Raw genomic sequence first — 18,146 nt, forward strand, 5'->3', positions numbered from 1 at the left:
ATGCGACTGGACATGAACGAGGTCGAGGCGGTCTGCTCGGACCTCTACGTCCGCGCGCTCAAGATCCTGCCGCCGGACATCAAGGCGGGCTTCAAGGAGCTCGTCGGCGCGGAGACCGGCGAGACCGCCAAGGCCGTGCTCGGCACCATGGTGGAGAACATCGCGGTCGCGGAGCGCACCAACAACATCCTGTGCCAGGACACCGGCATCCCGATCTACAACGTCACGATCGGTCGCGGCGTCGATTTCGACGGCGCCGAGCTGAAGGCCGCGATCCGCCGCGGCTGCGAGCGCTCCACGAAGGAGAACTCGCTGCGCTCCTCGGTGGTGCATCCGATCACCCGCAAGAACGACCAGACCTCCTGCGGCGTGCGGGTGCCGATCATCCATGTCGACTTCGACGAGCGCCAGGAGACGGTCGCGATCGAGATGATCCCGAAGGGCTCGGGCTCGGAGAACGGCTCGTTCCTGCAGATGCTGCTGCCCTCCGACGGCATCAACGCCGCCAAGCGCTTCGTCATCGACCGGGTGATCGAGCTCGGTGGCCGGGTATGCCCGCCGACCATCGTGGGCGTCGGGCTCGGCGGCACCTCGGATCTCTGCATGCACCTCGCCAAGATGGCCGCGACGCGGCCGTTGAGGTCGGTCTGCTCCGACCCGGAAGGGGCGAGGATCGAGGCGGAGCTGTCGCGCGCCGTGAACGAGCTCGGCATCGGCCCGCAGGGGCTCGGCGGCCGCTCGACCAGCTTCGCGGTCCATGTCGAGATCGCCGCCACCCACATCACGCAGAACCCGGTCGCGGTGAACATCCAGTGCCACTCCGCCCGGCGCGCCACGGCGACCATCACGCCGGGCGGCATCGCGTTCAGCTGAGGCAGAGATGACCCATCATGTCCTCGACATGCCCGTCGACGAGGCCGCGGTCCGCGCGCTCAGGGTCGGCGACACCGTCACGCTGCGCCGGACGCTGTTCGGCATCCGCGACGCGACGCTGATCCACATGTTCGACCGCGGCCGCGAGACCCGGCTCGAGCTCGCGGGCCACGCCGTCATCCACACCGCGCCAAACGTGCGGCGGGTGGAGCCGTCGGAGGCCGCGCCGGTCGGCTATGAGCCGTTCTGCATCGGCACCACCACCTCGATGCGGATGGAGCGCTTCACCCGCCCGCTGATGGAGCGGGAGGGCGTGCGGCTGATCATCGGCAAGGGCGGCATGGGGCCGGGGACGCTGGAGGCCTTCCGCGACCTCGGCGGCGCCTATCTGGCGATCGTCGGCGGGGCCGCGGCGCTGGAGACGACCTGGATCGAGCAGATCGAGGACGTCGACATGGACGACCTTCACCCCGAGAGCCTGTGGCGCTTCAGGATCCGTGACTTCGGCCCGCTGCTGGTCGGCATGGATTCCCACGGCGGCTCGCTCTACGCCAACGTCCGGGACGACGTCGCCAGCCGGCGCGCCGCGGTGCTGGCGAGCATCGGAGCCGGCGAATGACGCCGGCGCTCCGCACGGTCGACACCGACATCCTGATCCTCGGCTCCGGCGGCGCGGGTCTGTTCGCAGCCCTGCACGCCAAGAAGACCGCCCCCGATCTCGAGGTCACGGTCGCGGTGAAGGGCCTGCTCGGCAAGTGCGGCTGCACCCGCATGGTGCAGGGCGGCTACAACGTCGCGCTGGCGCCCGGCGACTCCGTCGAGCGCCACTTCATGGACACGATCGAGGGCGGCAAGTGGCTCAACGACCAGGATCTCGCCTGGACGCTGGTGACGGAGGCGCAGATCCGCATCCGCGAGCTTGAGAGCGAGCTCGGCTGCTTCTTCGACCGCAACCCTGACGGGACCGTCCACCAGAAGGCCTTCGCGGGCCAGACCTTCGACCGCACGGTCCACAAGGGCGACCTGACGGGCATCGAGATCATCAACCGCCTGTCCGAGCAGGTCTGGCGCCGCGACGTGAAGCGGCTCGAGGATCACAGGGCGCTGGAGCTGATCCCCGCCGCGGACGGCTCCGGCCTCGCCGGCGTGCTGATGCTCGACATGCGCTCCGGCGAGCCGCTGTTCGTGCGCGCCAAGGCCACGCTGCTCGCGACCGGCGGCGGGCCGACCATGTACAAGTACCACACGCCCTCGGGCGACAAGTCGTGCGACGGGCTCGCCATGGCGCTGCGCGCCGGCCTGCCGCTGCGCGACATGGAGATGGTGCAGTTTCACCCGACCGGGCTGCTCGCGGGTCCCGACACCCGAATGACCGGGACGGTGCTGGAGGAGGGGCTGCGCGGCGCCGGCGGCTATCTGCTCGACGGCGGCCGCGAGCGCTTCATGCATCTCTACGACCCGCGCAACGAACGCGCGACGCGCGACATCGTCAGCCGCTCGATCATCCGCCGCATCCGCGACGGCCACGCCACCGAGAATGGCGGCGTCTACATCCAGATGAGCCATCTCGGGCCCGAGAAGGTCAGGAAAGACTTCAAGGGCATGGTGGAGCGCTGCGCGGATTGCGGTTTCGACCTCGCGGCGGGCCTCGTCGAGGTCATCCCGACGGCGCATTACATGATGGGCGGCGTCGCCTTCGGCGGCGACTGCCGGACCGAGCTGCCGCGGCTCTACGCGGCCGGCGAGGACACCGGGGGAGTGCACGGCGCCAACCGGCTCGGCGGCAACGGTGTCGCGAACTCGACCGTGTTCGGCGGCGTGGCGGGCCGCGCCATGGCGCATGAGGTCGTGCGCGCAGGATCGCGCGCCGACCCGGACCCCTCCGCCATCGAACAGGGGCTGGCGCGCTGCTTCGGCCCGCTCGGGCGGCCGTCCGGCGAGCTCGGCGCGATCCGCGAAGCGCTCTACGAAACGATGTGGGCGGACGCCGGCATCCTGCGCGACGCCGCCGGGCTCCAGCGCGCCGAGGTCGCGCTGGCCGGGCTCGCCGAGGCGGTGGCGCGCTCCGGCGCGCCGGACGGCGACCGCCGCTACAACCTGACCTGGATGGACCGGCTGAACCTCGAGAGCCTGGTCGCCGTCAGCCGCGCGATCTGCGCCGCCGCGCTCGCCCGCACCGACAGCCGCGGCGCGCATTTCCGGGAGGATTTTCCGGAGACGTCGGACCTCGCGACCTCGCGCTACACCGTCGTGCGCGAGCGTTCCGGCGCGCTTCAGGTCGGGACCGAGCCGGTCGTGTTCACCCGCGTCCGGCCCGGCCAGTCGCTGCTCGACGAGGCGGCGTGAGCGTGGAGGCGAACGCCATGAAGTCCCTGCGCGGCGCCGACATCGTGGCCCGATCGCTCGAGCGGCTCGGGGTCACGCGGATCTTCACGCTGTCCGGCAATCACATCATGCCGATCTTCGACGCGCTGCTCGAGACCGGCATCGAGATCGTGCATGTCCGCCAGGAGGCGGCGGCGGTGCACATGGCGGACGCCTGGGGCCGGCTGACCGGCGAGGTCGGGGTCGCGATGGTGACCGGCGGGCAGGGCCACTCCAACGCCGCCGCCGCTTTGTTCACCGCCCAGGCGGCGGAATCCCCGCTGCTGCTGCTGTCCGGCCATGCGCCGCTGCGCGAGCTCGGCCGCGGCGCCTTCCAGGAGATGGCGCAGGCCGACATCGCCCGGCCGATGACCAAGGCCTCCTGGACCTCCGCCTCGCTCGACGCTCTTGGGGACGATCTGGCGCTGGCCATGAAGCTGGCGCGCGAGGGCCGACCCGGGCCGGTGCATGTCAGCCTGCCGAGCGACCTGCTCGAGGAAGAGGCCGCCATCGGCGACCTCCGCCTGCCGGACCCGGGCGCCGCCCGGCCGGCTCCGGCGCCGGCCGACCCGCATCTCGTCGACTCGGTCGCGCTGCGGCTCACGCAGGCCGAGCGGCCGCTGATCCTTTGCGGTCCCGCGATGTGCGGCGAGCGCGGCCGGATCGCGATGGAGGCGCTGGAGCAGGCCTCCGGCGTCCCGGTGATCGGCATGGAGAGCCCGCGCGGGGTCAACGATCCGGGCCTCGGCGCGCTCGGCGAGGTGCTCGGCGAAGCGGACCTCATCCTGCTGCTCGGCAAGCCGCTCGACTTCACGCTCAAATTCGGCGCCGCGCCCACGGTCGCCGCCGATTGCGGCTTCGTGGCCGTCGATCCCGATCCCTCCCTGTTGCTGCGCGCCGCGCGCGAAAAAGGCGACCGGCTGCTGGCCTCCGGGGTCGCCGATCCGTTCGCCTTCATCGCCGCGCTCACGGAGCGGCTGGCGGCCTCGAACGACGCGTCGCGCTGGCGCGAGACGGTCGCGGCCGCGCTGTCCTATGCCCCGCCGGACTGGGACGACGTCCGCGGCTCGCCCGGACGGCTGCACCCGGTAGAGCTCTGCCGGGAGGTCTCGGCCTTCCTGTCGCGCCATGCCGGCGGCACGCTGATCTGCGACGGCGGCGAGATCGGCCAATGGCCGCAGGCCCTGGTCCCGGCCAAACGGCGCCTCGTCAACGGCGTGTCAGGCACGATCGGCGCGTCGATTCCGTTCGCGATCGCGGCCAAGACGCTCTCGCCGGACGCGCCCGTGGTGGCGGTGCTCGGCGACGGCACCTTCGGTTTTCACATGGCCGAGTTCGACACCGCCGTGCGCTACGGGCTGCCGTTCATCGCGGTCGTCGGCAACGACGCGCGCTGGAACGCCGAGCACCAGATCCAGCTGCGGAACTATGGTCCGGAGCGCGCCCGCCACTGCGACCTGCTGCCGTCCCGCTACGACCAGGTCGCGGTCGCGCTCGGGGGCTTCGGCGCGCTCGCCACCACGCCGGCCGAACTGTCCGAGGCGCTCGAGGAGGCGCACCGCAGCGGCAGGCCAGCCTGCATCAACGTGATGATCGACGGCGCGCCCGCGCCGGCGATCCGGCGACCCAAAGCGGCCTGAGGCCCGGTCGCGACAAAGAGACTGCCGACAAGAGCAGGCGACTGGGAGGGACGGGCATGCTGGGTAGGGTTTTGTTGGTCGCCGCGACGATGGTCGCAGCGGCCGCGCTGACGGCCGCGCACGCGGAGGTCGATCAGGTCAGGATCGCGCGGCAGCCGAGCCTCGGCCATCTGCCGCTGATGATCATGGAGGAGCGGAAACTCCTCGAGAAGAACGCGGCCGCGCGCGGCGTGCCCGATCTCAAGGTGACCTACGCGACGCTCGCCGGCGGCGCCGCGATGAACGACGCGCTGCTGTCGGGCGCGATCCAGTTCGCGGCCGGCGGCGTGCCGCCGCTCGTCCTGCTGTGGTCGAAGACCGCCGGATCGGGCAATCCGGTGAAGGCGGTCACCGCCATGAACTCGATGCCGCTGCTGCTGAACACGACCAATCCCGAGGTGAAGTCGCTGAAGGACTTCACCTCGCGCGACAAGATCGCGCTGCCGGCCGTGAAGGTCTCGATCCAGGCGATGTTCCTGCAGATGGCGGCCGAGAAGGAGCTCGGTCCGGATCGCCGCAACGAGCTCGACAAGCTGACGGTGACGCTGTCGCACCCCGACGGCATGGCGGCGCTGCTGTCGCGCAACGAGGTCACGGCGCATTTCACCGCGGCGCCGATCCAGGAGCTCGAGCTGAAGCAGGCCGGGGTCCGCACCGTGCTGAACAGCTTCGACGTCATGGGCGGCCCCTGCACCTTCAACGTCATCTGGGCGACGTCGCGGTTCGTCGAGCAGAACCCGAAGGTCTACGAGGCCTTCGTGGCCTCCGTCGATGAAGCCGTCGGCGTCATCAACGCCGACAAGAAGGCGGCCGCCGAGGCCTATGTGCGTCTCGCCAAGGACTCGAGCGACCTCGCGCTGATCGAGCAGATCCTGAACGACCCGCAGGTGACGTTCACGACCACGCCCCAGAACATCCAGAAATACGTGGACTTCATGGCCCGCACCAAGGCGATCGGCCGCAGCGCCGACAGCTGGAAGGAGCTGTTCTTCGAAAACGCGCATTCCAAGCAGGGCGGCTGACGTCGCCCTGGCGCGAACGTCGTTGACCAAAAACATGTCATATGTCTTATACAAGATATGTCCGAGGCAGCCGCTAAGGGCGCGCCCGGCAGCAGGGAGGATCAGGAGCCGATGACCGAGCAAGCCAACGGGGACGGCCGCAACCCGCATGTCCTCGCCCATAGTCCGAAGGACAATGTCGCGGTCGCGGTCATCGAGGGGCTGAAGGCCGACACCGACGCGTTCGGCGTGGTGACGGAGAACGACAGCACGTTCCGCGTCCATGTGAAGAGCGACATACCGATCGGCCACAAGGTCGCGCTGACCGATCTCAAGGCCGGCGACACCGCGATCAAGTATGGTCAGGACGTCGGAAAGATCACCGCGGACGTCGCCAAGGGCGAACACGTCCACACCCACAACATGAAGACAAAGCGCTGGTGAGGGCGGACTGATGGCTGACGTCATGATCTCCAATCAGAGCCCGTTCGTCGGCGGCGCTCCGGACCAATTCTACACCCCGGCGCTGCCGAGCGCGCGCGCGTCGGTCGACGCCGCCAAGGCCACCTTCATGGGCTGGCGGCGCGAGAACGGCCGCGTCGGCGTGCGGAACCACGTCGTGCTGCTGCCGCTCGACGATCTGTCCAACGCCGCCTGCGAGGCGGTGGCGAACAACATCAAGGGCACGATGGCGCTGCCCCACGCCTATGGCCGTCTGCAGTTCGGCGAGGATCTCGCGATCCATTTCCGCACGCTGATCGGCATCGGCTCGAACCCGAACGTCGCGGCCGTGATCGTGATCGGGATCGAGGAGCAGTGGACCAACCGGGTCGTCGAAGGCATCGCCAAGACCGGCAAGCCGGTCGTGGGCTTCGGCATCGAGCAGCACGGCGACATCGCGACGATCGCCCGGGCGAGCTACCAGGCGAAGAAGTTCCTGCAGTGGGCGACCGAACTGCCGCGCGAGGAGTGCTCGATCACCGAGCTCTGGATCTCGACCAAATGCGGCGAGTCCGACACCACGACGGGCCTGTCGTCCTGCCCGACGGTCGGCAACATGTACGACAAGCTGATCCCGCACGGCATCTATGGCGTGTTCGGCGAAACCTCCGAGATCACGGGCGCGGAGCACCTCTGCAAGGAGCGCGCGGCGAGCCCGGAGGTCGCCGAGAAGTGGTACAAGATGTGGAAGTCCTATCAGGACGACGTCATCGAGGCCCACAAGACCGACGACCTGTCGGACAGCCAGCCCACCAAGGGCAACATCGAGGGCGGCCTGACCACCATCGAGGAGAAGGCGCTCGGCAACCTCGAGAAGATCGGCCACGAGTGTAAGTACATCGACGCGCTCGAGCCGGCCGAGACGCCCGCCAAGGGCCCGGGCCTGTACTACATGGACACCTCGTCCGCCGCGGCCGAATGCGTCACCCTGATGGCCGCCGCCGGCTATGTCGTGCACACCTTCCCGACCGGCCAGGGCAACGTCATCGGCAACCCGATCGTCCCGGTGATCAAGATCTCCGGCAATCCGCGCACGCTGCGGACGATGGGCGAGCATATCGACGTGGACGTCACCGGCGTGCTCAGGCGCGACATGACGATCCCGGAAGCCGGCGACGCGCTGATCGACATGATCGTGCGCACCGCGAACGGCCGCCTCACGGCCGCCGAGGCCCTTGGTCACCGCGAATTCGTGATGACCAAGCTCTACCGCAGCGCCTGACGCCTCGCCCCTCCCTGCGGCCGACGCGGGGAGGGGCGACCGTCGGCCCTCCGACATCCTGACGCCCGAAAGCCCTGACGCGAGCCGAGGCCTCGGAGCACGCAGTCGACCTCCGCTCAGCAGGCGCAGCGCATGCCCAAGATCGTCATCCCGGAGTTCATGGACGAGGCCGCGATCCGCAGCGCCTTCGTGGGCTTCGACGTCGTCTATGATCCCGCCCTCGTGGACCAGCCTGACCGGCTCGCCGCCGAGGCGTCCGACGCCGACGCGCTGATCGTCCGCAACCGGACGCAGGTGCGCGGCGCGCTGCTCGAGGGCGCGGCGCGCCTGCGTTGCGTGGGGCGGCTCGGCGTCGGGCTCGACAACATCGATCTCGCGGCCTGCAAGACGCGCGGGATCGCGGTCTATCCGGCGACCGGCGCGAACGACGTGTCCGTCGCCGAATACGTCATCGGAACCGCGATGCTGCTGCTGCGCGGCGCCTATCGGGCGAGCGACGAGATGGCGGCCGGAACCTGGCCGCGCGACGCCTTTTCGGGAGGCCGCGAGATCTCCGGCAAGCGGCTCGGCCTCATCGGCTACGGCTCGATCGCGCGGGAGACGGCGCGCCGGGCGGCGGCGCTCGGCATGTCGGTCGCGGCCCACGATCCCTATCTGGCGGAAGACGACGCGCATTGGCGGCCGTCCTGGGGGCGGGTCGAGCCGAAGCCGCTCGACGACCTGCTGCGCGTCTCCGACGTCGTCTCGCTGCATGTGCCGCTGACCGAGGGCACGCGGGGGATGATCGGCGCCGAAGAAATCGCGGCGATGCAGGACGACGCCATCCTGATCAACGCCGCCCGCGGCGGCGTGGTCGACGAGGCCGCGGTGGCGGACGCGCTGCGGGCCGGCCGGCTCGGAGGCGCGGCGCTCGACGTGTTCGACGCTGAGCCGCTGAAGGGCGCCGCGGCCGAACGCTTCGCCGGCTGCCCGAACCTGGTGCTGACGCCGCACATCGCCGGCGTCACGGCGGAATCGAACGTCCGCGTCTCGCGCGTCACGGCCGAAGCCGTCGCGCAGCACCTGAGGGATCTCTGACCATGGCCAGGCTCTCGCTCGCCGAGGCGCGGGATCTCGTCGCGGCCGCGCTGACCGCCAACGGCGCGTCGCAGCCGAACGCCGCGAGCGTCGCCCGCGCGCTGGTCGGCGCAGAGGCTGACGGGTTGAAGGGCCACGGCCTCTCCCGGGTCGCGACCTATGTGGCGCAGCTGCGCGCCGGAAAGGCGCTCGGCGACGTCGCCCCCGTCGCGACCCGACCTCGGCCGGGGGTCCTGGCGATCGACGCCGCGCATGGCTTCGCCTATCCGGCGCTCGACCTCGCCGTGGACGCGCTGCCGGCGATCGCGCGCGAGCAGGGGATCGCCGCGGCCTCCATCAGCCGGTCGCACCATTGCGGCGCTGCCGGACAGCCGGTCGAGGCGCTCGCGGATGCGGGGCTCGTCGCCATGCTGTTCGCCAACACGCCGGCCGCCATGGCGCCCTGGGGCGGCCGCACGGCGGTGCTCGGCACCAACCCGATCGCCTTCGCGTGCCCGCTGCCGGGCGAGGCGCCGATCGTGGTCGACCTGTCGCTGTCGCGCGTCGCCCGCGGCAACATCATGGCCGCCAGGCAGCGCGGCGAGCCCATCCCGGAAGGCTGGGCGCTCGACGCCGAAGGGCGGCCGACGACCGATCCCGCCGCCGCGCTCAAGGGCACCATGGCGCCGCTCGGCGACGCCAAGGGCGTCGCGCTCGCGCTGATGGTCGAGCTGCTCGCCGCCGGGCTCACGGGCGCGCTCTACGCGGGCGAGGCCTCCTCCTTCCTCGACGCGGAGGGCGGTCCGCCCGGCACCGGCCAGCTGATCATCGCCTTCGATCCCGCGGCCTTCTCGGCCGGGGCCCCTGAGCGCTTCGCGGCGCTGGCGCGCGCCATCGACGGCCAGGAGGGCGCGCGGCTGCCCGGCGCCCGCCGGCTCGCCAACCGGGAGCGCGCGGCCCGGGAGGGGCTCGAGGCGCCCGACGCGCTGATCGCCGAAATCGGATCGCTCGCCGGCCGCAACGGCTGACCCGCTGTCGAGCGATAGATCATCTGGAGGAGCCGTAAGGGCGCAGCTATCGCCGCATAGGAACTAACGTCCTGCTGCGGCTGCGCAATCTTTCGGATCGGCGGCGGCCGTGTGATAGAAGGCGATCACGGATCCGTCACCGGACGATCCGTCGACGCCCCGCCGCAAGCCGGCCGCCGCTCTCGCGGCCTGACTGACACCGCCACGCGAAGATCGCCTCATGCCGCCGATCCTGCCCCGCTCTCCGGCGCAAAGCTCCGCCCGCGACGGGCGCGCTGCGGCCGGCGGGCCTGCGCGGGCCGCCTGCGCCGGGGGCATGCGGTGATCCGGCTCACCTCCGGCTGGTGGCGCCAGGTCAACCGCAACACGGCGCGCGCCGACGCGCTCGCGGGGCTGCTCGGCGCGCTGCTGGTGCTGCCGCAGGGCATCGCCTTCGCGACCCTGGCCGGACTTCCGCCGCAATACGGCCTCTACAGCGCGGTCGTGCCGACCATCGTGGCCGCCGTCTTCGGCTCGAGCCTGCACGTCGCCTCCGGCCCCACCAATGCGAACTCGCTCGCGCTGTTCGCGGCGATCAGCCCGCTCGCGGCGGCCGGCAGCCCCGAATATGTCACGCTCGTGCTGGCCGTCACCGTGATGGTCGGCGTGATCCAGTTCGCGGTCGGCGCGTCGCGGCTCGGCGGCCTCACGGACTTCCTGTCGCCCTCCGTCCTGCTCGGCTTCATGAGCGGGGCGGCGATGCTGATCGCCTGCTACGCGCTGCCCGACGCCGCCGGCCTCCCGGCCCACGCCGGTCGCGGACCGTTCGCGGCCGTGGCCTCGGTGTTCGCCGAGTGGCGCATGATCAATCCCGGCGCGGTGGCGGTCGCGCTGGCGACGCTCGCCGTCACCCTCGGCGCCCGCGCGATCTCGCGGCGGCTGCCCTTCATGCTGTTCGGCCTCGCGGCGGGGTGGATCGTCTCGGAGGCGCTGACCTTCTGGGGCGGGCCCGAGGCCGTCGAGGTGATCGGCGCGATCCCGACCCCGATCCCGCCCCTCAGCATGCCGCTGCCGCCGCTCGACAGCCTGCCGCATCTGGTGCCGATCGCCGGGGCGCTGGCGGTGATCGCGCTCGGCCAGTCGGTGTCGATCGCGAAGGCGGTCGCGGCGCGCTCCGGACAGCGGATCGACGTCAACCGTGAGTTCATCGGGCAGGGCCTGTCCAACATCGCGGGCGGCTTCTTCTCGTCCTATCTCTCCTGCGGCTCGCTCAACCGGTCGCTGCCGAACCTCGAGGCGGGCGCGCGGACGCCGCTCGCGGCCGTCATGTCGGCGGGCTTTCTGGTCGTCATGGTGGCGGTCGCCGCGCCGATCCTGCGGGACATCCCCACCGCGGCGATCGCGGCGCTGCTGCTCTACACGGCCTGGAGCCTGCTCGATCTCGGCCGCTTCGCCGAGACCGCGAAGCTCAGCCGGATCGAGTTCGCGGTCGCGGCGACGACCTTCGTGGCGATGCTGTTCCTGCCGTTCCACGTCGCGATCCTGATCGGCGTCGCGTTCTCGCTGGTCGCCTATCTGCACCGGACGTCGCACCCCAACATCCTCGCGCTCGCGCCGGACCGCGACACCGAGGTCGGCCGCTTCACGCCGCTGTCCCACCTCCCGCAGGCGCGGGAATGCCCGCAGCTCAAGCTGCTGCGCATCGAAGGCGCGGCCTATTTCGGCGCCGCCCCCTATGTGGGCGATCGCCTGCACGACCTCCGGACCCAGTCGCCCACGCAGAAGCACCTGCTGGTCATGGCGCGCAGCATGAACTTCATCGACCTCGCCGGCGCGGAACTCTGGGAGACCGAACTCAAGCGGCGCAGGCTGGTGGGCGGCGACCTTTACTTCCATCGGCCCCGGCAGGCCGTTCTGGACCTCTGGCGCAAGACCGGTTTTCTGAAGCGGCTCGGGGAGGACCACATATTCCACTCGAAGGCGGACGCGATCGGCGCGATCTTCCGCAAGATGGATCCGAAGATCTGCGCGGCCTGCCAGGCGCGGATCTTCAGGGAATGCGGCGAAGGCTCGGCGACCTCGTTCTTCGACGCCAAGGCCGCCGGCAGCTACCGGGACGACGAGGCGGCGCTCGAGACCGCCACGCCCCCGACCCGCTGAAAGGCGCTCTTTCCCCACGCTGCGCGCGAGGAGGGAGAAGAGGCGTCGCGCGGCGGCGAAGGGCGCTCTTTCCCTCCCTCGCAGAGGGGAGGGTGGACGGCGAAGCCGGCCGGGTGGGGTGGTTTCAGGACTGAGCTCTACGCCCGAGGCCCCACCCGACCCTTCGCTGCGCGAAGGGTCACCCTCCCCACGCTGCGCGTGAGGAGGGAGAAGAGGCGGCGCGGCTTGGCGAAGGGCGCCCTTTCCCTCCCTCGCAGAGGGGAGGGTGGACGGGCGAAGCCCGGGGGGGGTCTCAGGACGGAGCTCTACGCCGAAGACCCCACCCGACCTCGGCCTGTCGGCCGAGGCCACCCTCCCCACGGCTCACGCCGTGAGGAGGGAGAAGAGGCGGCGCGGCTCGGCGAAGGGCGCTCTTTCCCTCCCTCGCGAGACGCGGAGGGTGGACGGCGAAGCCCGGCCGGGTGGGGTGGTCTCAGGACGGAGCTCTACGCCCGAAGACCCCACCCGACCTCGGCCTGTCGGCCGAGGCCACCCTCCCCACGGCTTCGCCGCGAGGAGGGAGAAGAAGAGGTCCGCGAAGGCGCGCGTGGAGGAGCCGGCGGCGGAGGAACCTGCTCCCTGGGCGGGGGCGCAAAAAAAGGCCGGCGGGGATCGCGCCGGCCTTTGGCTGCAGAGGGAGAAAGCGGTCAGGCCGCCTTCTTGCTCGCCTTGCCGGCGAGACCGAGGCCGAGCAGCCGGTCGGCGTTCTTCCAGGTGGCCTTCTCCCAGGCTTCGGGGGACAGGCCGAGCTGGCGGAAGTCCTCGACGCCCTGCTTCATCGGCCGGAACGGATAGGAGCTGCCGAACAGGAACTGGTCCGCCATGAAGTGGTTGGCGGCCTCGACGTAGAGATTGCCGCCCGGGCAGAAGGTGTACATGTCCGGCGAAACGAAGACGTTCTCGTTGCGGAACGCGACGGTCACGATCTCCCGGACGTTCGGGTAGAAGCCGTGGCAGCAGACGATCGGCAGCTTCGGGAAGGTCTTGGCGACGTTGTCGACCGCGTAGGGGTCGTTGAGGCGCAGGTCGGGCGTGGTGGGGCCGGACATCACGAAGGCCGGGACGCCGAGCTGCTCGCAGACCTCGTAAAGCGGCATCAGCCGGTAGTCGTCGGCGCGCAGCGGGGTGGCGTAGAAGCCGGCGTCGAGGTTGAGTCCCTTCATGCCGAGCTTCTTGATCGCGCGGGTCGCCTCCGCGACGGCCGCCTCGCGGCCGAGCTCGATCGGATCGACGGAGGCGATCGGCACCAGGCGCTTGCGGTTCGCGGCCGCGACGGCGGCCAGATCGTCGTTCGAGACGCGCACGCCCGGCACGCTGCGGGCGACCATCACGGCGACGCTGATGCCGGCGTCGTCCATCTCGGAGACCACGCCGTCGGCGTCCTTGGCGCGGGTGAAGTGTTCGATGTCGCGGCCGCCGACGCGCTTGTTGAGCCACTTCACGACTTCGAACTGCGGCGTATCCGGCTGCGCGCCGAAGAAGGCGTGAAGAAACGCCGGCCGGCTTCGCATGTCGACCACGGGCGTATTCGTCGGATAGGCCTCGGACATGTGTTTCGCTCCTGAGGGGTGTTCTTGCTTGTTGTGCGCGACGGCGCCGACGCGTGGCCGCCGATCATCCGGCGACCGTCGGAACGACCATGTTCGGGAACGCTCAGCCGGTTACGCCCCGCCACTATCCGCGCGCGCAGAGCCTCAAGGCCATTCGATTTTCTGCATCGTTTCATAGAAGCCGGTTATTCCGCCCGAGGAGCGGCCGGACCCGGAGCGGCGTTGAAAGCGGATATCCCGGTCAATGAATTGATAGACGCAAACGAATTTACAGGCGGAATCTGGGGCTCCACCGTGAACTTTGCGCCGGCGTCAAAGAACCGGCCGTCAGGTCATGGGAGAGAACATTGAGCCCATTCGAATGGAGGTCCGTCGGCGACCACGATCCGAAGCGGCTGGCGGAGGCCCGCAACCAGCTTCTCAGCGCGACGCAGTGGCTGGCGCGGATCGAGCGGAGCTACGCCGCGCCCCACGACCCCGAGGTGAGCCTGCGCTGGCTGGACGACCGCAACGTCATCTCGACGCATGATCTCGGTTCCGAGCTCAGCCTCGTGCTCAACGTCGACGACCTGAGGATGCAGTTCAACGAGGCCGGGAACCCGTCCGATCACGAGATCGACGTCGAGGAGAGGTCGCCGGCGCATATCGAGGCCTGGCTGCTCATCGAGCTGCTGCACCGCGGCGTCGACCGCGAGCGGTTCTCGAAGGACCTGCCCTATGACAGCGTGGGGCTGCTGAACGGCGACGGCGTCGAGTTCTCGCCCGGCGAATACGAGCCCGAGCTGCGGGCGCTCGACGCCTGGATGCGCAACGCGGCGCAGGCGATCAAGGCCGCCGCGTCCGCGCCCGGCGGGCAGGACGACGTGTTGCGGGTGTCGCCGCGCGACCTGCGGGTCCAGGCGGCGGCCGGCGGGCGGGTGCTCGGCTTCTCGCCCGGCGACGAGATGATCCCGGAGCCGTTCTTCTTCGTGGCTGAGGCCGGCCGAGCCGACGGGGCGGCGGAGCCGATCGCCGTCCTTCGCGCCTCGGAGATCCGTGATTCCGACGCGCCCGAAAGGGTGGTCGCCTTCCTCCGGTCCGGCGGCCAGCCGACGACGCACTGAGCGTCGTCGGTGCCTATCGGGGCCGCGCCGGCGCCTTCAGGCCGGCAGGGGGACTGCGTTTCTCGCGCTCTCGCGGCTCGTCTCGCTCGACAGCGGGGCGAGCGAGGCGTTTTCGGGGGTGATCTCCGCAAGGCGGGCGTCGAGGCCGCCCTGCTTGTTCAGCTTCTTGACCGCGCTCACCAGCGTCGCCGCCATCGGCGTCATGATCTCGCCCTCGGCCCAGAACAGGCAGACGTCCTGGCTCACCACCGGGTCGACCAGACGCAGCGCCCTGGTGCCGCGATGCAGGCCCGGCATGTGGGTGAAGTGCGAGGGGATGATGGTGCAAAGGCCCGCGAACTGGACCTGGAACATGAGGTGCAGGATCGACTCGGACTCCACCTTCGCCTCGGGCGCGGCGCCGACCTTCTCGAAGACGCGGTCGACGAAGCGCCGCTCGTGCATGCCTTCCCGCAACATCGCGAGCGGCAGTTCGGCCGCCTCGCTCCAGCTGATCTCGTCACGGCCCCGGAACTCGGCGACGTCCGGCACCAGCAGGCTGAGGTTCTCCTTGTAGATCTTCAGCGTGTTGCGGCGCCCGAGCTCGGCCTGGTCGAAATAGGTGAGGGCGACGTCGAGGGTGAAGTTGTTGAGCCCGGTCTTCATCGCGTCGTTGCCGAGAAACTGAACGTCCATCGCGACGTTCGGGTGCTGCTCGCGCACCATCTGCAGCAGGACCGGCAGAATGGGCGACATCGACGGCATCGCGCCCATGCGCAGCCGGCCGTGCAGGTTCTTCTGCATGGCCGCGACCTCGTCCCTCATCGCCTCGCAGTTCGCGATGACGTTGCGCGCCCACTTCGCGACGCGGTCGCCTTCCGGGGTCAGCCCGCAGAAGCGCTGTCCGCGGCCGCGCAGGAAGATCGGCACGCCGATCTCGAGTTCGAGCTGCTTGATGCCGCAAGACAGGCTCGGCTGAGTGACGTTGCACTTCTGCGCTGCCCGGCCGAAGTGCCCCTCCTCCACCACCGCCGTCAAGTACTTGAACTGACGAAGAAACATGGCGTGCTCCATCCCAACAGTCACCGGACGAAGATGTCTCGACGTCCGTTCGGCCGTTACCGGCTCTTTGGAATTAGTGTAGTTGAACCCGCGCAGTTCGCAATCCGATTGAGCGCTTCAATTATTGAAAGTAGCGATCAAATCGTTTTGAGACGCAGGGAGTCTCGGTTTCGCGCTGCGGTTGTTTTCTCGCGATTAAGTCAAGAGCCCTGCCTCATCACAGCGAGACAGCCCGATGGATGAGCTTGCACTGGCTGTGGGCGTCATCGGCCTGACCGCCGGCGTGATGATCGGCTGCGTCGGGGTGGGCGGCGTGATCGTGGTGCCGGCGCTGGTCTACGGCCTCGGACTGAGGATCCAGGACGCCATCGCCTCCGCGATGATGGGCTACATCCTGACCGGTCTGATCGGCACCATGGTCTACGCCCGGGCCGGGTCGATCCGCTGGTCGCTCGCCGGGTGGATCGCCGTCGGGGCGGCTCCGGGCGCTCTCGCGGGCGCCTGGGCCAGCAATGGGGTCGATCCGCGGCTGCTCGAGCTGCTGGTCGGCGCGTTGGCGCTGTGGTCGGGGGCGAACAGCCTGTTCGGCGGGGGAGGCCATGCCGAACGGGACCGCCCGCTGCGGCCGCTCGAACTCGCCGCCGTGGGCGCGCTGACCGGGGTTCTGTCGGCGATGACCGGCACCGGAGGCCCTCTGGTGCTGGTGCCGCTCCTGATCTGGCTGCGGCTGCCGCCGCTCGCCGCCGTCGGTTTGAGCCAGGCCGCGCAGATCCCGATCGCCGCGCTCGCGACCGTCGGGAACTTCGCCTATGGCGATCCCGACGTCAGCATCGGGCTCGTGCTGGGGCTCAGCCTCGCGGCCGGGACCTGGGGCGGCGCGAAGCTCGCCCATGCGCTCTCGCGCGAGGCGCTCGGGCGGGTGGCTTCGACCCTTCTGGTGGTGGTGGGCGTGCTGATCCTGACACGGCTCGGCCTCAGGCAGTTCGCCTGAGGCCGCTTCAGCCGTCGCGATGGGAGGGGCGTCCCCCGTCGCTCAGCCGAACTTGTCGTAGCGGATCGCGGAGGGGCTGAGCCCGCCCTGCGTGATGAGCGTGCGCAGCGCGCCGTCCACCATCGGCGGCGGTCCGGCCACATAGGCCATCAGGTCGTCATAGCGGCCCGCCATCGCCCGGCTCGCCACTTCGTGAACCATTCCGCCTGCGAGCTTCACGCCGGGATGGTCCGGATGATCCTCCCGCGAGGGTTCCTCGTGCGACAGCGCCAGGGTCACCTCGAGATTGCCGTTCGCCTCGGCGACGCGCCGGGCGAACTCCTCCAGGTAGAAGCCGTCCGCCAGCGTACGGACGCCGAAGAAGACGTAGCCCTTGCGCGTGCGGAAATGATCGGACTCGGCGGCCGAGGCGAGGATCGACATCATCCCGGCGATGCCCGAGCCGCCGGCGATCATCAGGAGGTTCTTGTTCTCGTCGGCGTGGAAGGTGGCCCGGCCGAGCGGCCCGAACACCTTCACCTCGGCGCCTTCCGCGCCCGGCCCGAACAGCCAGTCGCCGAAGCCGCCGCTCGGCTTGCGCTTGACGACCAGCTCGATCCGCTCGGCGGAGCGCGTGAAGTTCACCATGGAGTAGGCGCGGGCGCCCTGCAGGCCCGGAGCCTCCACCACCACGAACTGACCGGCGTCGAACTCCATCGGCGTCGACAGGGCGACCTCGAAGCTGATGACGTCGCTGGTGAGCCTGCGGATGTTCTCCATCAGCCCCGTCCGATAGGCGGGGATTTGGTGGCGCGCCGGCTTCTCGGCGACCTCCGCCGGCACGCGCAGCACGCAGTCGCCGAGCGCCCGGGTCTGGCACAGCAGGATGTCGCCCTTGTCGCGCTTGAGGCGCGCGGCGCCCGGCGCCTCCTCCCAGGCGACGTCGACCTCCCCCGTCATCACCCGCGCGCGGCACGTGCCGCAGGTTCCGGTCGCGCATTCGTGCGGAAGGGTCAGGCCGTGCCTCAGCCCTGCATAGAGCAGGGTTTCGCCCGGCGCGCAGTCGAAACCGAAGACGCCGGACTTCGTCTCGACCGAGACGGCGCAATGCTCGTGCGCGAGCGGCTCCGCCGCGAGGTTCTCAGCTCTTGCTAAAGAAGTCATCGTCCATGTCGTCTTCTTCTTCGAAGTCGTAGGTCAGCTCCTCGGTGATGTAGGCGAGCAGCTTACCGTCCTCCTCCTTGACCTCGTACGTCTTGAGCGGCTTCTCGGTCTCGCCGAGCATGTCGAGCGAGATCAGGTTCCAGGCCCAGAGATGCTTGGTGCAGGTGAGCACGCAGTTGGCGATGACGCCGGATTCTTCCAGCGGCTCCTCCATGTGCGGGCAGATCGGCGGGATCGCGCGGAAGCCGGAGCCGTAATTGGCGACGACGATCCGGATGTCGTTCGCGTCGACGAGCTTCAGGGAATTCGGCGCCACCTCGGCGGCGTCGCAGAGATACGTCCAACTCATCAGGGCGCCCTTTTCTTGGGTGAGGTCGGCGGCCGAGCGTCGATCGGGGCGAACCTCCGACGCCCGG

At 70.0% G+C, this 18,146-nt stretch carries 16 protein-coding genes; 12 read left to right on the forward strand and 4 right to left on the reverse strand.

Annotation, left to right across the window (positions count from 1 at the left end):
• The 10 genes from GGR24_RS01445 to GGR24_RS01490 all read left to right on the forward strand — a co-directional run bounded on the left by GGR24_RS01445 (position 1) and on the right by GGR24_RS01490 (position 11,863).
• The gene (locus GGR24_RS01445; RefSeq protein ID WP_183393516.1) at positions 1 to 873 is read left to right on the forward strand and encodes a fumarate hydratase; all 873 of its coding nucleotides are present in this window, start codon (positions 1 to 3) and stop codon (positions 871 to 873) included.
• A 7-nt stretch (positions 874 to 880) separates the two neighbouring features.
• A complete protein-coding gene (locus tag GGR24_RS01450) occupies positions 881 to 1,492 on the forward strand; it encodes a fumarate hydratase C-terminal domain-containing protein (protein ID WP_183393517.1) in 612 nt (203 codons plus the stop codon).
• Positions 1,489 to 3,219, forward strand: a complete 1,731-nt coding sequence (locus tag GGR24_RS01455; RefSeq protein ID WP_183393518.1) for an L-aspartate oxidase — start codon at positions 1,489 to 1,491, stop codon at positions 3,217 to 3,219. Before GGR24_RS01450 ends, GGR24_RS01455 begins: the two co-directional genes overlap by 4 nt.
• Positions 3,216 to 4,877, forward strand: a complete 1,662-nt coding sequence (locus GGR24_RS01460; protein WP_343066161.1) for a thiamine pyrophosphate-binding protein — start codon at positions 3,216 to 3,218, stop codon at positions 4,875 to 4,877. Before GGR24_RS01455 ends, GGR24_RS01460 begins: the two co-directional genes overlap by 4 nt.
• Positions 4,878 to 4,933: 56 nt before the next feature.
• Positions 4,934 to 5,938, forward strand: coding sequence for an ABC transporter substrate-binding protein (locus GGR24_RS01465; protein ID WP_183393519.1), 1,005 nt, complete (start codon positions 4,934 to 4,936; stop codon positions 5,936 to 5,938).
• A 111-nt stretch (positions 5,939 to 6,049) separates the two neighbouring features.
• Positions 6,050 to 6,361, forward strand: coding sequence for a UxaA family hydrolase (locus tag GGR24_RS01470; protein WP_183393520.1), 312 nt, complete (start codon positions 6,050 to 6,052; stop codon positions 6,359 to 6,361).
• A 10-nt stretch (positions 6,362 to 6,371) separates the two neighbouring features.
• The gene (locus GGR24_RS01475) at positions 6,372 to 7,640 is read left to right on the forward strand and encodes a UxaA family hydrolase (protein WP_281375279.1); all 1,269 of its coding nucleotides are present in this window, start codon (positions 6,372 to 6,374) and stop codon (positions 7,638 to 7,640) included.
• 132 nt (positions 7,641 to 7,772) lie between these two features.
• Positions 7,773 to 8,717, forward strand: coding sequence for a hydroxyacid dehydrogenase (locus GGR24_RS01480; protein WP_183393521.1), 945 nt, complete (start codon positions 7,773 to 7,775; stop codon positions 8,715 to 8,717).
• Positions 8,718 to 8,719: 2 nt separating this feature from the next.
• On the forward strand, positions 8,720 to 9,724 hold the full coding sequence (locus GGR24_RS01485) for an Ldh family oxidoreductase (RefSeq protein ID WP_183393522.1): 1,005 nt from the start codon (positions 8,720 to 8,722) through the stop codon (positions 9,722 to 9,724).
• Between the two features lie 321 nt (positions 9,725 to 10,045).
• Positions 10,046 to 11,863, forward strand: a complete 1,818-nt coding sequence (locus GGR24_RS01490; RefSeq protein ID WP_210285999.1) for a SulP family inorganic anion transporter — start codon at positions 10,046 to 10,048, stop codon at positions 11,861 to 11,863.
• Between the two features lie 686 nt (positions 11,864 to 12,549).
• Here the strand turns inward: GGR24_RS01490 and GGR24_RS01495 are convergent.
• Positions 12,550 to 13,452 carry an amidohydrolase family protein gene (locus GGR24_RS01495; protein ID WP_183393523.1) on the reverse strand — a complete coding sequence of 301 codons (903 nt, stop codon included), beginning with the start codon at positions 13,450 to 13,452 and terminating at the stop codon, positions 12,550 to 12,552.
• A gap of 347 nt (positions 13,453 to 13,799) precedes the next feature.
• Between GGR24_RS01495 and GGR24_RS01500 the strand changes: the two genes are divergently transcribed.
• The gene (locus GGR24_RS01500; RefSeq protein WP_183393524.1) at positions 13,800 to 14,555 is read left to right on the forward strand and encodes a hypothetical protein; all 756 of its coding nucleotides are present in this window, start codon (positions 13,800 to 13,802) and stop codon (positions 14,553 to 14,555) included.
• A 36-nt stretch (positions 14,556 to 14,591) separates the two neighbouring features.
• On the opposite strand, the gene GGR24_RS01505 is transcribed toward GGR24_RS01500, so the two are convergent.
• Positions 14,592 to 15,596: a LysR family transcriptional regulator gene (locus GGR24_RS01505; protein WP_183393525.1), complete on the reverse strand. Its 1,005-nt coding sequence runs from the start codon at positions 15,594 to 15,596 to the stop codon at positions 14,592 to 14,594.
• A gap of 235 nt (positions 15,597 to 15,831) precedes the next feature.
• On the opposite strand from GGR24_RS01505, the gene GGR24_RS01510 reads away from it, so the two are divergent.
• Complete coding sequence (locus GGR24_RS01510; protein ID WP_183393526.1) at positions 15,832 to 16,587, forward strand: sulfite exporter TauE/SafE family protein; 756 nt, start codon at positions 15,832 to 15,834, stop codon at positions 16,585 to 16,587.
• Between the two features lie 42 nt (positions 16,588 to 16,629).
• Here GGR24_RS01510 and GGR24_RS01515 read toward each other — a convergent pair whose 3' ends face one another.
• Positions 16,630 to 17,730: a 2Fe-2S iron-sulfur cluster-binding protein gene (locus tag GGR24_RS01515; protein WP_183393527.1), complete on the reverse strand. Its 1,101-nt coding sequence runs from the start codon at positions 17,728 to 17,730 to the stop codon at positions 16,630 to 16,632.
• Positions 17,708 to 18,079 carry a Rieske 2Fe-2S domain-containing protein gene (locus GGR24_RS01520; protein WP_183393528.1) on the reverse strand — a complete coding sequence of 124 codons (372 nt, stop codon included), beginning with the start codon at positions 18,077 to 18,079 and terminating at the stop codon, positions 17,708 to 17,710. The genes GGR24_RS01515 and GGR24_RS01520 overlap by 23 nt, the downstream gene beginning before the upstream one ends.
• Positions 18,080 to 18,146: the final 67 nt, after the last annotated feature.

The organism is Hansschlegelia beijingensis (assembly GCF_014196425.1).
GTDB classification, from domain to species: Bacteria; Pseudomonadota; Alphaproteobacteria; order Rhizobiales; family Methylopilaceae; genus Methylopila; species Methylopila beijingensis.

Bases quoted from the DNA above. Each gene is read 5' to 3' on its own strand.
- GGR24_RS01510 (WP_183393526.1), top strand. From the start codon at position 15,832: ATGGATGAGCTTGCACTGGCTGTGGGCGTCATCGGCCTGACCGCCGGC.
- GGR24_RS01485 (WP_183393522.1), top strand. From the start codon at position 8,720: ATGGCCAGGCTCTCGCTCGCCGAGGCGCGGGATCTCGTCGCGGCCGCG.
- GGR24_RS01470 (WP_183393520.1), top strand. From the start codon at position 6,050: ATGACCGAGCAAGCCAACGGGGACGGCCGCAACCCGCATGTCCTCGCC.
- GGR24_RS01515 (WP_183393527.1), bottom strand. From the start codon at position 17,730: ATGACTTCTTTAGCAAGAGCTGAGAACCTCGCGGCGGAGCCGCTCGCG.
- GGR24_RS01505 (WP_183393525.1), bottom strand. From the start codon at position 15,596: ATGTTTCTTCGTCAGTTCAAGTACTTGACGGCGGTGGTGGAGGAGGGG.
- GGR24_RS01480 (WP_183393521.1), top strand. From the start codon at position 7,773: ATGCCCAAGATCGTCATCCCGGAGTTCATGGACGAGGCCGCGATCCGC.
- GGR24_RS01520 (WP_183393528.1), bottom strand. From the start codon at position 18,079: ATGAGTTGGACGTATCTCTGCGACGCCGCCGAGGTGGCGCCGAATTCC.
- GGR24_RS01450 (WP_183393517.1), top strand. From the start codon at position 881: ATGACCCATCATGTCCTCGACATGCCCGTCGACGAGGCCGCGGTCCGC.
- GGR24_RS01455 (WP_183393518.1), top strand. From the start codon at position 1,489: ATGACGCCGGCGCTCCGCACGGTCGACACCGACATCCTGATCCTCGGC.
- GGR24_RS01465 (WP_183393519.1), top strand. From the start codon at position 4,934: ATGCTGGGTAGGGTTTTGTTGGTCGCCGCGACGATGGTCGCAGCGGCC.
- GGR24_RS01495 (WP_183393523.1), bottom strand. From the start codon at position 13,452: ATGTCCGAGGCCTATCCGACGAATACGCCCGTGGTCGACATGCGAAGC.
- GGR24_RS01445 (WP_183393516.1), top strand. From the start codon at position 1: ATGCGACTGGACATGAACGAGGTCGAGGCGGTCTGCTCGGACCTCTAC.
- GGR24_RS01475 (WP_281375279.1), top strand. From the start codon at position 6,372: ATGGCTGACGTCATGATCTCCAATCAGAGCCCGTTCGTCGGCGGCGCT.